Here is a 15,351-nt window from a genome sequence, read left to right as displayed (position 1 = left end):
ATTTTATAAAAAATGCTATATTTTAAGATAAGAATGATAACAGAGTCTAAAAATATAAGACTAATGGATTTTAAGAGGTGGTAAAATGGATATTGAAAAAATGACAATAAAGGTACAACAGGCACTTTCTGAAGCGCATGCAACAGCAGTAAGGTCTAATCATCAGCAGGTAGACATAATTCATTTATTTAGCGCTATCGTAAATGATGAAGACGGATTAGTTCCAAATGTACTAAGCAAAATGGGGAGAGATATAAAACTTATAAGGGAAGCTGTTAAAAAGAATATAGATAGAATGCCTAAAGTTTTGGGTGATGCTGCAGGAGCATCTGGAGTCTATGCAACAAGAAGAATAGAAGAAGTGCTTGTGAAGGCATCAGATATTGCTGAAGACTTTAAAGATTCATATATAAGTGTAGAACATGTTATGCTATCCATGATGGAAGTAGATAAAAAAGGAACAGTTGGTGAGATATTAAAACAATTTAATATTGAAAAAAATGATTTTTTGAATGCGCTTAGAGAAATAAGAGGAAATCAAAGGGTGGATTCTCAGGATCCGGAGGGTACATACGAGGCTTTAGTTAAATATGGGAGAAACCTGGTTGAGGATGCAAAAAAGCATAAATTAGATCCTGTAATAGGCAGAGATGAAGAAATAAGGAGAACAGTTAGAATACTTTCAAGGAGAACAAAAAATAATCCAGTGCTAATAGGTGAACCCGGAGTAGGAAAGACTGCTATTGTAGAAGGCTTAGCTGAAAGAATAGTTAGGGGAGATGTACCAGAAGGGCTAAAGGATAAAATAATTTTTTCTTTAGATATGGGGTCGCTTATTGCGGGAGCTAAGTTTAGAGGAGAGTTTGAAGAGAGACTTAAAGCTGTGCTAAAGGAAGTTGAAAGCAGCGAAGGGAAGATAATTTTATTTATAGACGAAATACACACTATAGTTGGTGCAGGTAAAACTGATGGTGCTATGGATGCTGGAAATATCATAAAGCCAATGCTGGCAAGAGGAGAATTGCACTGTATAGGAGCAACTACTTTCGATGAATATAGAAGATATATAGAAAAGGATAAAGCCTTGGAAAGAAGATTTCAGCCTGTAACGGTAGAAGAACCTTCCGTGGAAGATACCGTATCTATTTTAAGAGGATTAAAGGAAAGATTTGAGATTCACCATGGAGTTAGGATACACGATTCTGCCATAGTAGCTGCGGCAAAACTTTCTCATAGATATATAACTGACAGATTCTTACCAGATAAGGCTATTGATTTAATAGATGAAGCCGGAGCTATGATAAGATCTGAAATAGATAGTATGCCTGAAGAAATTGATGTAGTAAGAAGAAAAATATTTCAATTAGAAATAGAAAAAGAAGCTCTTACTAATGAAAAAGATATAGCATCTTTAGAAAGGCTTAAGTATTTAGAAAAGGAACTTGGAGATTTAAAAGAAAAGGACTCTGAAATGTCTGCTAAATACGAAAAAGAAAAATCCTATATTACGGATATTAGGGCGTTAAAAGAAAAGTTAGAGGAAGCTAGAGGGTTACTTGAAAAATATGAAAGAGAATATGAACTTAACAAAGTTGCTGAATACAAGTATGGAGTGATACCTCAGCTTGAAGAACAAATAGCAGAAAAAGAGAAGATAATGAAGGAAAATTCCAATGGAGCTCTCCTGAAAGAAGAAGTTACTGAAGAGGAAATTTCACAAATTGTAGCTAATTGGACAGGAATTCCTATAACTAATTTGGTAGAGAGTGAACGCCAAAAACTGTTAAGAATGGAAGAGGAGCTTTCTAAAAGAGTTATTGGTCAAGAATATGCAGTAACAGCTGTCACAAATTCTGTGATAAGGGCAAGAGCAGGACTCAAGGACAGTAAAAAGCCTATTGGATCATTTATATTTTTAGGACCTACTGGAGTGGGTAAAACAGAACTAGCAAAGACTTTAGCTAGAACATTATTTGATACAGAGGATAATATTGTTAGGATAGATATGTCAGAGTATATGGAAAAGTATTCTGTATCTAGACTTATCGGAGCGCCTCCTGGATATGTAGGATATGAAGAGGGAGGGCAGCTTACTGAAGCTGTCAGAAGAAATCCATATAGTGTTGTTCTTTTCGATGAAATAGAAAAGGCTCATGATGACGTATTTAATATATTTCTCCAAATCTTAGATGATGGAAGACTTACAGATAACAAAGGAAAGGTTGTTGATTTTAAAAACACTATAATAATAATGACCTCAAATCTTGGTAGCGAATATCTGCTTGAAAATAATGAAGAAGGAGAAATAAGCGAGGAAATAAGACAGCAGGTTATGGAGGAACTTAAGGATAGGTTTAAACCTGAGTTTTTAAATAGACTTGATGATGTAATATTGTTTAAACCTCTTGGAAGCAAGGAAATTAAAAAGATTATTGATATATTTGTAGAAGAATTTAAAGTAAGGCTGGAAGAAAAAAATATTCAACTGAAAATTTCTGATGAAGCAAAGGATATTATGGTAGAAGAAGGCTATGATCCTATATATGGAGCAAGGCCAATGAAAAGATATATTGAGAACACATTAGAAACGAGCATTGCTAGAAAGATAGTAGCGGGAGAAATATATGATGGATGTACAGTGTCTTTAGAGGTAGCAAAAGGAAATATAGAAATCCTAGTAGAAAAAAATTAATTATTTAAAACATAGCTATTATTAACTGTATTATAATTCAAATTAATTTGCATTATAATACAGTTTGTGTTAGAATATATATAGAAAAGGTTTTCTATAAGGAGGTATTGTAATGTCAATTTTAGTTTGTGGAGGAGCTGGCTATATAGGAAGTCACATGGTAGCAGAGCTTTTAGAAAATGGCAAAGAGGTTGTTATATTAGATAACTTTCAAAAAGGTCATAGAGATGCAGTAAAAGGCAAAAAAGTATATGAAGGTGATTTACGAGACAGAAAAATACTAGATAAAGTATTCACTGAAAATGATATAGAAGCAGTTATAGATTTCGCAGCAGATTCTTTAGTTGGTGAAAGTGTAACAGAGCCTCTTAAGTATTTTAATAACAATGTAGGTGGAACAATAAGCCTTTTAGAAGCTATGAGAGATCACGGCGTAAAGTATATAGTATTTTCATCAACTGCAGCAACTTACGGTGAACCAGAGAGAATTCCTATAGATGAAGAGGATAAAACTTTTCCAACTAATCCATATGGTGAATCAAAGCTTACAGTAGAAAAAATATTAAAATGGAGCGACAAAGCTTATGGAATAAAGTACACTGCACTAAGATATTTTAATGCAGCAGGGGCTCATCCAAGCGGAGAAATAGGAGAAGATCATAGACCAGAAACACATCTCATTCCTCTAATACTTCAGGTAGCATTAGGAAAAAGAGATAAGATAATGATCTTTGGAAATGATTATGATACAGAAGATGGAACTTGTGTAAGAGATTATGTTCATGTGATGGATTTAGCTAACGCTCACCTTCTAGCATTAGATAGATTAAAAAATGGTGGAGATAGTGCAATTTTTAATCTTGGTAATGGAAAAGGATTTTCCAATATGCAGATGGTAGAAGCTGTTAGAAAAGTTACAGGAGTAAATATTAAAGCAGAAATGGCTCCAAGGAGAGCTGGAGATCCAGCTACCTTAATTGCTTCCTCAGAAAAGGCAATCAAAGAATTAAATTGGAAACCAAAGTACAACTCATTAGAACAAATTATTGAAACTGCATGGAAGTGGCACCAAGCACATCCAAATGGATATGAAAAATAAAACAGTGTTAACTAGCAATTAAAATCGGCTCGGCTAATAGCATTAAAAATATTGATGCTATTGGACGAGTTTTTTTAACATCTAGATAACTAGCATTCTAGATGTACTGGTATCAAGGCATCAGCTAAAATTATATGGATTTTAGTATTTAAGAATAAATTACCACTATAATTATAAAAAATAAACAGAAACTATATGTGGTGATGTAAAATGGGGAAAAAAATAAAAGTGGCATTTATATTAATTACTGTAATTTTGATTGGGTGGAGAGTAAGCTTCACTCAAGAAATAGTAAATAAAAAGCTTAAAGCAAATATCTTCCAAGAAAATAGTCTTGACTTATGGGACAATTATGGAATTAAAGTGGTGCCTAAAAAATCTAATGGCATAAATGATAAAGAATTTCATAAAAAAGTGTTTTTAACTTTTGATGATGGACCTTCAAGAAATAATACTCCAAAAATATTAGAAATACTTAAAGAAAATGATGTGAAGGCTACTTTTTTTGTGATTGGCACAAATGCTGAAAGAAACAAGGATATATTAAAAAGCTTAGATGATAGCAAAATGTGTGTGCTTCCGCATTCATATAGTCATGAAAAAAATATTTATAAAAGCAGTGAATTATATTTTGAGGATTTGAAGAAATGTGAAATCACTGTAGAAAAAATTCTGGGAAGAGGAATAAGAAATATTGTAAGGATGCCTGGAGGATCTGGCACTGGGAGTGGCAAAAGAACAGTCATAGAACAGATTAAAAATGGACTTAAAAATCAAGAAATGATGTATGTAGATTGGAATGTAAGTTCAGCAGATGCTTCTGCACCTACTGTAGATAGATCTTTAATAATTAATGGAGTTAAAAATCACTGTAAAAATGTTAATTTTGTAGTTATGCTAATGCATGATTCAGCCACTAAAACTACTACGGTGGAAGCCCTTCCTGAGATAATACAATATTTAAAAGCTAGCGGATATGAATTTAGAGATTTTAATGAACTTACATATGCAGAAAGAAATGAATTAATAAAGAGAAAGATAGCTTACAGGTAATAAAAAATGAGTTGATATATTTTTTACCAACTCATTTTTTCATTTATCAACATTCGTTTAAAATATAGTTTTTTATTTTGTCGCCAGCAGACTTTTTATATATTCCTTAGCTTTAGACTCCAATTCATTATTTATAGGGGATAAATCAATTTTACCGTACCTTTTGGAAAGTGCAAGATAAATAAGTCTGTCAGCAAGTTCAGGATTCTTAGATAAAAGGGAACCGTGGAAGTAAGTACAGAAGGTATTTTTATATATGCAGCCTTCTTTTTTATCTTCGCCATTATTTCCGTACCCAAGCTTAACTTCTCCAAGAGGAGATAGGTTTCCGATATAAGTTCTTCCAGAATGATTTTCAAAGCCTACATAGGTTTCATTAAATTCGGGATTATAAACTATGGTATTTCCTATAAATCTTTTATTGCCGCCCTCAGTATAGATGTCTAATATAGAAAGACCATTTAATTTTTCTCCTTCAGGAGTGGTGTAATATTTACCAAGAAGCTGATAACCTCCACAAATAGAAAGAAATACTCCATTATCCTCTATGTAACTCTCAATAGCATCTCTTTTATTATCCATAAGATCCTTAGAAACTATTGACTGCTCGAAATCCTGACCGCCTCCAAAGAAGACTATATCATACTTATCTTTTTCAAAATCGTCTCCTAAGGATAAATTTATAACATTTACTTTTATCCCCCTTTTTTCAGCTCTGTATTTTAATATAAGAATATTTCCTATATCCCCATATACATTTAAGAGATCAGGGTATAGATGACATATGTTAATTTCCATAAATAAAAGCTCCTTTACCAAAGTTTTTTAATATAACCCTTGCTGTTTAAGAATTTTCTAAAATCTATCATAGCTGTATAAGTGGCTAGAATATAAACAGTTTCGCCGCTGCTATTCTTTATGCTATTAAGAATATCTTCAAAATTTGAAGATATATGAAATTGATCTTCGTTAAAGCCGGCAATCTTTAGTCTTATAGCCATATCATAAAGTCTGATTCCTCCAATTATAACGTCATTTACATCTAGAGTATTTATTTTCTCAAAATTTACATCCCATATCCATGAAACGTCTCGTCCATCTGCATAATTATCATTCAGTAAAAAAGCTATGCTCATGCTCCTTTTATCAATAGCAATTGTATCTATTGCCTGATTGTAGCCAGCAGGATTTTTTACAAGGATTATCTTTGCTTCTTTACCTTCGATATTTATTGATTCCTGCCTGCCAAAGTGGCTGTCCTGATTCTTTAAGGATTCACCAATTACACTTTCTTCAATTCCAAGTTCTTTGCATATAGCATAGGCACAAAGTCCATTATAGATGTTGTAGACACCAGGCTGACCAATAGTAATATCATTACCGTTTATGCTTACTGCAGAATTATATGGAGTTAGGTCATGAACTGAATCTAATTTATATTTTAATTCAGCTCTTTTATAGCCACAGTTTGGACAATAAAAATCACCTAGGTGATTGTAGGTTATGAAATTATATTCATAAGGATGCTGGCACTTTTTACAGAACTTAGCATCAGCATTTATATCAATTTTATCAGAACTATTGATGCTCGTGCCAAAACCATAGTAGCATATATCATTTTTTAGTGATAATTCTCCAAGCAGAGATTCATCGCCATTTAAAACAAGCTTGGCTCCATTACAATTCTTTAAGCCTTCTAAAATTTTATTAAGAGTGGTATAAACTTCCCCATATCTATCGAGCTGATCTCTAAAAAGATTAGTGATAGTAATAATTTTAGGAGTAATAGCAGAAGTTATAAATTTTACATTTGCTTCGTCAACTTCAATTACTGCATATTTTTTCTCATTATTAGAGAAGTGGTAGTTGTTAACGAAACAAGCAACTATTCCAGGGAGCATATTAGCTCCTGTGCTGTTTGTAATTACTTTTTTTCCTGATTTTTTTAGTATATTATAAATCATGCTAGTGGTAGTAGTTTTACCGTTAGTACCAGTAACTAATATTACATTATAATTTGAGGCTACTGTCTTAAGAATATTATTGTCTAATTTTAATGCTACCCTGCCAGGGAAATTACTGCCTCCTTTAAAAAGCCCTTTTGAAATATTTAATACGAGTTTTGATATTAATATACTTATAGTTGATTTAATACTAATTTTAGACACTCCCTTTTTAAAAACAAATATATAATTTATTGAAAATCATCAGTTATTTTAAAATCCAAGTTCATGGAGAGCTTATTTAATTTTTCTAATAACTTTAATTTTTCATTTCCTTCTAATGGTGTAGGCTTATAATCATTGTAAGCATCAGTTGATGAGATTCTGCAAGGAATAGCCTTCACCTCCTGTTTGCTTATTTTATTGTTTTCAATATATAATTTTGTTTGAAATATAAATGTATCTTTATCTGAAGGGTTTGAGTTCCCGCCAAAACAAAAATTAGCTAAGCTATAGCATATGTATTTATTGTTATATTTTTCTATACCTTCAATGACATGAGGATGGTGACCAATAACTAAATCAGCGCCATTATCTATAGAAAAATGAGCTAGATTCGTTTGTATGCTGCTAGGTGAGTAGCTTGCCTCTATTCCCCAATGAAAGGATACTATAACAATATTGCCTTTAGCTTTTTCCTGGGCAATATCAGCTTTTATTTTATTTTCAATAGTTTTATCAGAGGACCAACCTTGATAACCTAAAAAAGCAATACCAATTCCTTTTACGAAAGTATTCCATTTATAACCTTCACCAAAATAATTAACCTCATTACTTTTAAGAGCTGCCAGAGTATCGTTAAAACCAGCTGTTCCATAATCATAAATATGGTTATTTGATAAATTAACACCTTCAATGGAGCCAGACTTTAGTGAAGAAGCTAAACTAGGATCTCCTTTAAAGGCAAAAGTTTTATCTTGTCTACTATTAGAGGTGGTGAAAGTTGTTTCCAAATTGGCAATAGTTAAATCATCCTTATCTAATATGGATTTAACATTCCCAAAAAGATAGTTTGGATCATTGTGATTTTTCTCAACAAAAGCTGGAAGAGACACCGATTTATTAAATTTAATATCAGTGCCTATGGTACAATCTCCAATAGCACTAATCAAAACAGAGATCTCGGAATTAGCAGCATTATTCGGCTTATTGTCATAAGCAGCTGTATAATTATTAGACTGCTTTGAAGTATTATCTGTACTATTTTCATTAGATGCAACTAGAGGTGAAGAGGTATTGCTGCTGTCTTTATACATTATATATTTGACACCGAAATAAGATAATATACAAATAGTGATTAATAAAAATGACATTACAACAATAAATCTATTTTTCTTCTTTTTCTTTCTTCTTTTCATTGCACTGCCCCTTCCTCAATAATTTATTATAACAGATATAGATTTAAAAGTTTAAAATTATCATAATAAAAAATGATTTTTGTAAAAAATTTATTGCCGTATTTAAAATACGGATATTTTTGACAAAAGTATTGAGATATAGTGGTATTAATAAATTTAATTTGGTAAAATAGCATTGATTAAGTCTATGAAGGAAGGGAGATTATGAATAATAAGCTTAGGACATATATAGGTAAGCGAAAGAAAATTATTAACAAAGTACATAGGACATGTTTAGATATAAAAAGACTAGTCATTAGAAAAAAGATACTTTCAATATGCATACTAGTGGCAATAGCAGTATTAGGCACAGGTACATATTTACTTTATAAATCTGATAAGAAAATTTCTGAACCGGCAGTAAATATAACCTCTAATGATGCTGAGAAATATTTTTACGCGGCAGATTATTCTAAGGCTATCGAGGAATATAATAAATTATTTTGTAAGGACAAAGCAAATCCTTTATGGCTAATAAAAATAGCTGAAGTTTACTCAGTAAAAGGTGATATAGAAAATTCCAATAAATATGAAGAAGAAGCAATTCAGTTAAAAAATAAAAATAAAGAGGATAGTAAAATAATATCTCAAAAGAATTATTTGCAAAAAGACTCGGAAGTAGCAAATTATATAATATTCACAAGTTATATGAATAAAGATTTTACTAAAGCCTTGCAATATGGAGACAATGCATTAAAAGAATTTAAAACTGATAAAAAGATAATAAAGACTATGATTCCTGTTTATATGGCAAATGGTGAAAAGGATAAAGCCAAGAGCTTGATTGACAACTATCCCTTAGATAAGACTTCCTCTTTTGATACAGCTCTGTATGCTTCCTTGGAATTAAGTGTAGACAACTGGGATAGCGGTTTGAAGCTATTAAAAGACGCCTGGTATATTAGTAGAGATGAATATAAAGTATTTGATGTACTTGCACAAATGTCGGCCTATAACAAGGATGAGCTGCTTGAAAAAATAACAGATATATTCAATAAAAATCCGGATGAACCAGCTTATAAAATGTGGTTAGCTAAGATATATTCTATGAGGCAGGAAACAACGGATTTAGCTCAAAAATATCTGGATGATGCTTCAAAAACAAATATCGGAACCTTAGAAAAAGTTTTAGTACAAGCTTCTATTTATGAAAACAGCAATCAAATAGATAAAGCTAACAGTATGATAAACGCTCTTATAAGCAGCAATAGCGATGATTATAGAATTTTACATACAGCAGCATGGTTTTATTTGGAGAAAAAGGATTATGATGAGGCATTAAAATATTGTAAAATGTCTATAGTTAAGAATAAGCAGTATGCAGATAATTATGGAATGCTGATGCCTGAGATATTAAAAGCCATGGATAAAAGCGGCGAAGGGGAACCTTATTTTAGAACGGCACTTTACATAGAACCATATAACAGCAATATAATGAATAATCTAGCTAATTACTATTGGAACACAGCTAAGAATACAGATAAAGCTTTAGAATATTTTAATTTTGCCGAAATAGTAAGGCCTGCTGATCCGGAAATAAAGTACAATATATCAATGATTAACATTAGTAATAATAAATTTGATGAAGCTATAAATAAGCTTAATGAATGTATGCAAATAGATGCTACAGTTCCCAAATATCATAGAACCTTAGGAACTATATATATGCAGCAGCAAAAATATGATTTGGCCATAAAAGAGATAAGAAATGCTTATCAATCTGATAATAACGATATTATGTCTCTTAATAATGCAGGCTGCTATTATATAATAGTTGAAAATAATTTGGACAAAGGCTTGTATAATATTCAAAAAGCCAAGGAAGGTATAGCTAACTCTAGCGATGAGTATACCAAAAATACCATAAATGATAATTATTCTAAGGTGCAAAAACTGATAGAGCAATATAAGAGCTCTCCTAACAATACATCTATTAAACTGCCTGACTTTGTCTTGTTTTATTAATTTGCAGAAATAGGCTATTATTAAAAATAGATTAAATTTTCATATTTAGAAATATATATGTTGATATATCGTATTAATATTATATAATAATAAAGGAAAAGGAGATTATATAATATCTTATTGACACTAATTAAAAAGTAAATAATATTAAATTTATATTTTGCATTAAAACATCAGAAAGAGAAGTGAAAAAATGGATTTATTATTTATGTTAAAGGCAGTAATTATAGGTATAGTAGAGGGTATAACAGAATTCTTACCTATATCTTCCACAGGACACATGATTATAGCAGAAAGTTTGATTGGATTTAACAGCCCTTATGGAAAAGAATATGCAAACTTATTTACTATAGTTATTCAATTAGGAGCTATACTTGCTATAGTAGTTTTATATTGGGAAAAGATAAAGCATTCATTTACTGATATAAAAGGGTATGGTTTTAAACTTTGGTCTACAATAATTATAGGATTCTTACCAGCAGCGGTACTAGGATTTTTATTAGATAATACTATAGATGCACATTTAATGAATGCGCCTACAGTAATAGCTGCTCTCATAATAGGTGCAATATTAATGATCTATATGGAAAATAAATATAGAAAAAAAGCTACAGTAAGAAATATGGAAGATGTTACATATTCACAAGCAATAAAGATAGGTTTCTTCCAGTGTTTGGCTATGTGGCCAGGAATGTCAAGATCTGCGTCAACAATCATGGGCGGCTGGTTCACTGGACTTGATAGCGTGGCAGCATCAGAATTTTCCTTTTTTCTAGCAATACCAACCATGGTGGGCGCTACAGGACTTAAGCTAATAAAAGCTTTAAAGAGTCATACAGTTACTTTTAATGCAGGAAATACAGTAGCTTTAATAGTAGGTTTTGTGATAGCCTTTTTAGTAGCTTTAGTAGTAGTAGAAAAATTCATAGCTTTCTTAAAGAAGAAACCAATGAGAGTGTTTGCTATATACAGAATATTCATAGGTATATTGCTATTAATATTAGCAGCAGCTAAGCTCATAACAATTTAATAATATAGATATGCTTTAATTTATAAGTATTATAATTAGGTTCTGTTTTAAATCGGTGTTGATTTTTAAGCTGATTTAAAGCATTCCTTTAGTTAAATTAGACTCTGTTTAAAATAGGTGAAATGATGAACACTTATTTTTAAGCAGAGTCTTTTTAAATATGTTCTGTTTTAATCAGCGTTGATCTTTAATACTGATTTAAAACATTACTTTAGTTATTTATTTTTAGAATAATATACGAGTATATGTAAATAATAAAATCTATTGAAAGAAAATAATTAATTATAGGGGTGATGATTATGAATAACATAGAAAGATTAAAAAAAATAATAAAAGATAAAAAGTGGATACAAAATGATATCGGCATGGGAAGAATTCAATGTGCTAAGCTTTGCAGAATAAATGATGATTTAGTATTAATAATATCATCTAACATAAGTAATACCCCTACTTGGGCGAGGGTTGAAAAGATGTTATATGTAAACGAAGAAATAGTTGTTTTTTATGACGGAGAATATTGCGAAAAAATACCTTATGATGATTATGATGAGTATAGTGAGTACTTGGATAGAGAAGAGTGGAATTTTATATTTGATGAAGATGCAGCAAATAATTTAAAAGATAATGATTTGGTTAGCAAAGAAGATGGGTTTTATATAGATATTCATCAGAATATTGAATGCTATAATGGGCAGTATGATGAAGAAGAAAGTGACAAATTAAATGAAGCATATAATCTTATAGCATATCATGGGTGACATATTCGTCAACTGTATTAGAGTATCTTCAATTTGTAATATGAAATTTTTCAATATGTAAGAGCAGTTAATGAGTAAAAATTCAACCTTGATTAATTTTTTATAAATATATAATTATTTTTTCCCTGGCATCAAACTGCAGCAAGAGGAAAAATTTAAAAGAAATCGGCTCACAAAAAGACGATTACATCAATAACTATTACTTTTTACCTCTTGCTTCTTAATTGAAATTTACCATTTATCTATTACTTATAATCTGTGAATTAAGAATTGAAGATATAAAGTTTAAGGTATCTTTTAAATGTATAGTAAATACTAATTGTAAAAAAATACAATAATTGAAAAAATATTTAAATATCTGTGCCGTTATAGTATAATTAAAGAAAACTGTCTTGGGGGAGATATAATGGCAAACACGATCAAAAAAATAGCACTTTTAACTGGTGGAGGAGACTGTCCTGGTTTAAATGCAGTCATAAGGGCGGTGACTAGAACAGCTATATTGCAGTATGGTTACGAAGTAATAGGGTATAAATTTGGGTATAGAGGATTGTATAATAATGATTTCATGCCTTTAACACTAAATTCTGTATCAGGTATATTGCATAGAGGAGGAACTATTCTATACAGCTCAAACAAGGATAACCTTTTCAACTATTCTGTTGAAAGAAATGGCAAAATTGTAAAAGAAGATGTCTCGGATGTAGCAGTAGAAAATCTCAGAAAAGAAGGCGTTGATGTATTAGTAGTAATAGGAGGAGATGGCACACTAACTAGTGCAAGAGATTTTTCTAGAAAAGGAGTAAACGTTATAGGAGTCCCCAAAACTATAGATAATGATTTGGCTGCCACAGATGTAACCTTTGGATTTAATACAGCAATTGGTGTTGCTACAGAAGCGTTGGACAGATTGCATACTACAGCTGAATCACATCACAGAATAATGCTTTGTGAAGTAATGGGGAGAAATGCAGGATGGATAGCTTTGCATTCAGGAATAGCTGGATCTGCAGATGTTATTTTAATACCAGAAATACCCTATGACATAGAAAAAATAGTAGACAAAGTAAGAGAAAGAGAAAGCGAAGGAAAACCATTTACGATTATAGTGGTAGCAGAAGGTGCAAAACCTAAAAATGGAGACGTGGTAATCAGCAAAATAGTAGAGGATAGTCCAGATCCTATACGATTAGGAGGAATAGCAAATAAAATCGCCTATGATTTGGAAAAATTGATTAAGAATCATGAAGTGAGAAGTACTGTACTAGGTCATGTACAGAGGGGTGGAAATACGTCTACATATGATAGAATATTATCGACAAGATATGGAGTAGCTGCAGTTGAATTAATAAGAGAAGGTAAATTTGGAAATATGGTATGCTTAAAAGGGGACGAGGTCTGTTATGAAAGTTTGGAGAACGTGATAGGCAATAATAAAAATGTAAATCCGGATGGGGAATTAGTTAAAATAGCTAAAGAGATAGGAATAAGCTTTGGCGATTAAACCTATGCTGGAGCTATGGCACTTTTAAGATATGCTATGTTTTAAAAGGATGTTGATAAAGTCTTTGATCACCTAGACATGGTTTCTTTGAGAACCCAACTGAGTTAAAACAGAGCCTTAAGATAAAGTTATTTTAAAGAGAGATAGCTAAGAACAAGTTAATAAATAAAAGGTAAGAAGTAAAAATAAAGGTAAGAAAATTCAGCGACTATTAATTTTTACCTCTTACTTCTTACTTGAAATTTATCCTTACGAATCTTATCTTAATATGTGAAAATAAATAATTTTTTTGGCACAACTCTGTTAAAAATTTTAAAAAAAATTATTATTTCATACTATTTGAAATATTTTAAAAATTAGAAAAATATTATAGAAAATATATACAAAAACGTATATAATATAATAAATATTATAAATATTATAAGTATAGAGGTGTATTGAATTTGAAAGATGTAAAAAGATTCATAGATAGTCGATTAGGGATGTATAGTTTTTATTTCGAAGATTTAAACAGTGGATATTGTTATGTAACAAATGAAAACGTTATTATGCCAGCTGCAGGGTGCATAAAACTTCCTATTGCTATTAGTTTGATGCATCAAGCCGAAGAAGGAAATATAGATTTTAAGGACAAGATATTTATTGGAAAAAAGGACATGATATATAATGGCGGGATACTAAACGAATTAGATGAAAGAGAATATAGTATAAATGAACTTATGATTGCTATGTTAATGCAAAATGATGATACAGCAACAAATAAATTAATAGATATAATGGGAATAGATGAAATAAATAGTGGACTATACGACATGGGACTTATGAATACAAAGCTTACTGGCAAGTTTTCACAGAAAAATTTGCAGGCAAATAAAAACGTTAGTACCTGTAAAGACATATCTAAATGCTGGAAGCTTCTTCTAGACGAAAAATTCTTATCTCAAGAACACAGCAGCAGAATCATTAATATACTTAAAAAGCAGCAAGTAAAAAATAGAATAACATTTTTTTATCTAGAAAAGATTAAGGATACTGTGGCATCTAATCCAGGAGAAGAAGAATATGTTGAAAATGACACTGCTTATATAGATATAGATAAGGGAAAGTTTATAGTAACTGTTATGTCAAATAATCTTCCAAACAATGTTTATGGTATGGTAACAGTTTCAAAAATAGGCAAAATGGTATTGGATATAATTCAGACAAGCTGGAATTAGTTTATATTTCAAAGACATGAAAAATTTCTAACAATGTATGTAGAGTTTTAAATAGGCATATATTTATGCTTATTTAAGACTTATCTATTTTAAATCAAAAATCAACACAGATTTAAAATAAATTCGAAATTAAAAATGTTGAGTTAAAAGCTTATTTCATAGTTTCAGTTATATCAACTTTTATTGTACATTTTTCAAGATAAAAATGATAAACAAATAAAAATATAAAAAATTTAAAAATCTATTGACAACCTATAAGTAGAAATGATATTATGATTAAGCTGTAGCAATGCAGTAATGAAGACAAGGTCTTTGAAAATTGAACAGAAGGAAAAATATCAATTCTTTGATATAAGGTAAATCCAGCAGATTTTACAAATGTAAATAGCATTTGTAAGATATCGTTAGAACCAAGTAGTACGCGAAAGCTAGGAGTGAGTACCGGAGTTGGCTTGCGCCAATGAGGAACAGAGCGACGACGCTGACAAAGTAATACACAGGTTATCACGATATTGTACAACAAGTAATGAGCAATTCAAACTTTTTAAATTGAGAGTTTGATCCTGGCTCAGGACGAACGCTGGCGGCGTGCCTAACACATGCAAGTCGAGCGAGGAACTTCGGTTCCTAGCG

At 31.0% G+C, this 15,351-nt stretch carries 11 protein-coding genes and 1 rRNA gene; 9 read left to right on the top strand and 3 right to left on the bottom strand.

Annotated elements, in window-relative coordinates; all coding sequences use genetic code 11:
- Positions 1-85: 85 nt before the first annotated feature.
- The 3 genes from clpB (at position 86) to IAI10_RS20920 (ending at position 4,844) form a co-directional block, all read left to right on the top strand.
- Positions 86-2,692 carry an ATP-dependent chaperone ClpB gene (clpB, locus tag IAI10_RS20930; RefSeq protein ID WP_315675258.1) on the top strand — a complete coding sequence of 869 codons (2,607 nt, stop codon included), beginning with the start codon at positions 86-88 and terminating at the stop codon, positions 2,690-2,692.
- Positions 2,693-2,804: 112 nt separating this feature from the next.
- On the top strand, positions 2,805-3,791 hold the full coding sequence (gene galE / locus IAI10_RS20925) for a UDP-glucose 4-epimerase GalE (RefSeq protein ID WP_315675257.1): 987 nt from the start codon (positions 2,805-2,807) through the stop codon (positions 3,789-3,791).
- Between the two features lie 210 nt (positions 3,792-4,001).
- Positions 4,002-4,844: a polysaccharide deacetylase family protein gene (locus tag IAI10_RS20920; protein WP_315675256.1), complete on the top strand. Its 843-nt coding sequence runs from the start codon at positions 4,002-4,004 to the stop codon at positions 4,842-4,844.
- Positions 4,845-4,916: 72 nt separating this feature from the next.
- Here the strand turns inward: IAI10_RS20920 and IAI10_RS20915 are convergent, their stop codons facing one another.
- The 3 genes from IAI10_RS20915 to IAI10_RS20905 are packed head-to-tail and all read right to left on the bottom strand — an operon-like array spanning position 4,917 to position 8,205.
- Positions 4,917-5,642, bottom strand: a complete 726-nt coding sequence (locus IAI10_RS20915) for a type 1 glutamine amidotransferase (RefSeq protein ID WP_315675255.1) — start codon at positions 5,640-5,642, stop codon at positions 4,917-4,919.
- A 14-nt stretch (positions 5,643-5,656) separates the two neighbouring features.
- Entirely contained in the window at positions 5,657-7,012 is a 1,356-nt protein-coding gene (locus tag IAI10_RS20910; RefSeq protein ID WP_315675254.1) for a Mur ligase family protein, read from the bottom strand.
- Positions 7,013-7,038: 26 nt separating this feature from the next.
- A complete protein-coding gene (locus IAI10_RS20905; RefSeq protein WP_315675253.1) occupies positions 7,039-8,205 on the bottom strand; it encodes a CapA family protein in 1,167 nt (388 codons plus the stop codon).
- A gap of 204 nt (positions 8,206-8,409) precedes the next feature.
- On the opposite strand from IAI10_RS20905, the gene IAI10_RS20900 reads away from it, so the two are divergent.
- The 6 genes from IAI10_RS20900 to IAI10_RS20875 form a co-directional block, all read left to right on the top strand.
- Positions 8,410-10,209 carry a hypothetical protein gene (locus IAI10_RS20900; protein WP_315675252.1) on the top strand — a complete coding sequence of 600 codons (1,800 nt, stop codon included), beginning with the start codon at positions 8,410-8,412 and terminating at the stop codon, positions 10,207-10,209.
- A 193-nt stretch (positions 10,210-10,402) separates the two neighbouring features.
- Positions 10,403-11,239, top strand: a complete 837-nt coding sequence (locus IAI10_RS20895; protein ID WP_315675251.1) for an undecaprenyl-diphosphate phosphatase — start codon at positions 10,403-10,405, stop codon at positions 11,237-11,239.
- 299 nt (positions 11,240-11,538) lie between these two features.
- Positions 11,539-11,997 carry a hypothetical protein gene (locus tag IAI10_RS20890; RefSeq protein ID WP_315675250.1) on the top strand — a complete coding sequence of 153 codons (459 nt, stop codon included), beginning with the start codon at positions 11,539-11,541 and terminating at the stop codon, positions 11,995-11,997.
- Between the two features lie 406 nt (positions 11,998-12,403).
- The gene (locus tag IAI10_RS20885; RefSeq protein WP_315675249.1) at positions 12,404-13,501 is read left to right on the top strand and encodes a 6-phosphofructokinase; all 1,098 of its coding nucleotides are present in this window, start codon (positions 12,404-12,406) and stop codon (positions 13,499-13,501) included.
- Between the two features lie 443 nt (positions 13,502-13,944).
- A complete protein-coding gene (locus tag IAI10_RS20880; protein ID WP_315675248.1) occupies positions 13,945-14,718 on the top strand; it encodes a serine hydrolase in 774 nt (257 codons plus the stop codon).
- A gap of 545 nt (positions 14,719-15,263) precedes the next feature.
- Positions 15,264-15,351, top strand: a 16S ribosomal RNA gene (locus IAI10_RS20875); the annotation flags it as partial.

The sequence above is a fragment of the Clostridium sp. 19966 genome (genome assembly GCF_032335695.1).
GTDB lineage: Bacteria > Bacillota > Clostridia > Clostridiales > Clostridiaceae > JACTOJ01.
This window is presented reverse-complemented; position numbering and strand designations above follow the sequence as displayed.

Coding starts and splice junctions, on each gene's coding strand:
- IAI10_RS20900 (WP_315675252.1), top strand. CDS start 8,410: ATGAATAATAAGCTTAGGACATATATAGGTAAGCGAAAGAAAATTATT.
- galE (WP_315675257.1), top strand. CDS start 2,805: ATGTCAATTTTAGTTTGTGGAGGAGCTGGCTATATAGGAAGTCACATG.
- clpB (WP_315675258.1), top strand. CDS start 86: ATGGATATTGAAAAAATGACAATAAAGGTACAACAGGCACTTTCTGAA.
- IAI10_RS20890 (WP_315675250.1), top strand. CDS start 11,539: ATGAATAACATAGAAAGATTAAAAAAAATAATAAAAGATAAAAAGTGG.
- IAI10_RS20885 (WP_315675249.1), top strand. CDS start 12,404: ATGGCAAACACGATCAAAAAAATAGCACTTTTAACTGGTGGAGGAGAC.
- IAI10_RS20905 (WP_315675253.1), bottom strand. CDS start 8,205: ATGAAAAGAAGAAAGAAAAAGAAGAAAAATAGATTTATTGTTGTAATG.
- IAI10_RS20920 (WP_315675256.1), top strand. CDS start 4,002: ATGGGGAAAAAAATAAAAGTGGCATTTATATTAATTACTGTAATTTTG.
- IAI10_RS20915 (WP_315675255.1), bottom strand. CDS start 5,642: ATGGAAATTAACATATGTCATCTATACCCTGATCTCTTAAATGTATAT.
- IAI10_RS20895 (WP_315675251.1), top strand. CDS start 10,403: ATGGATTTATTATTTATGTTAAAGGCAGTAATTATAGGTATAGTAGAG.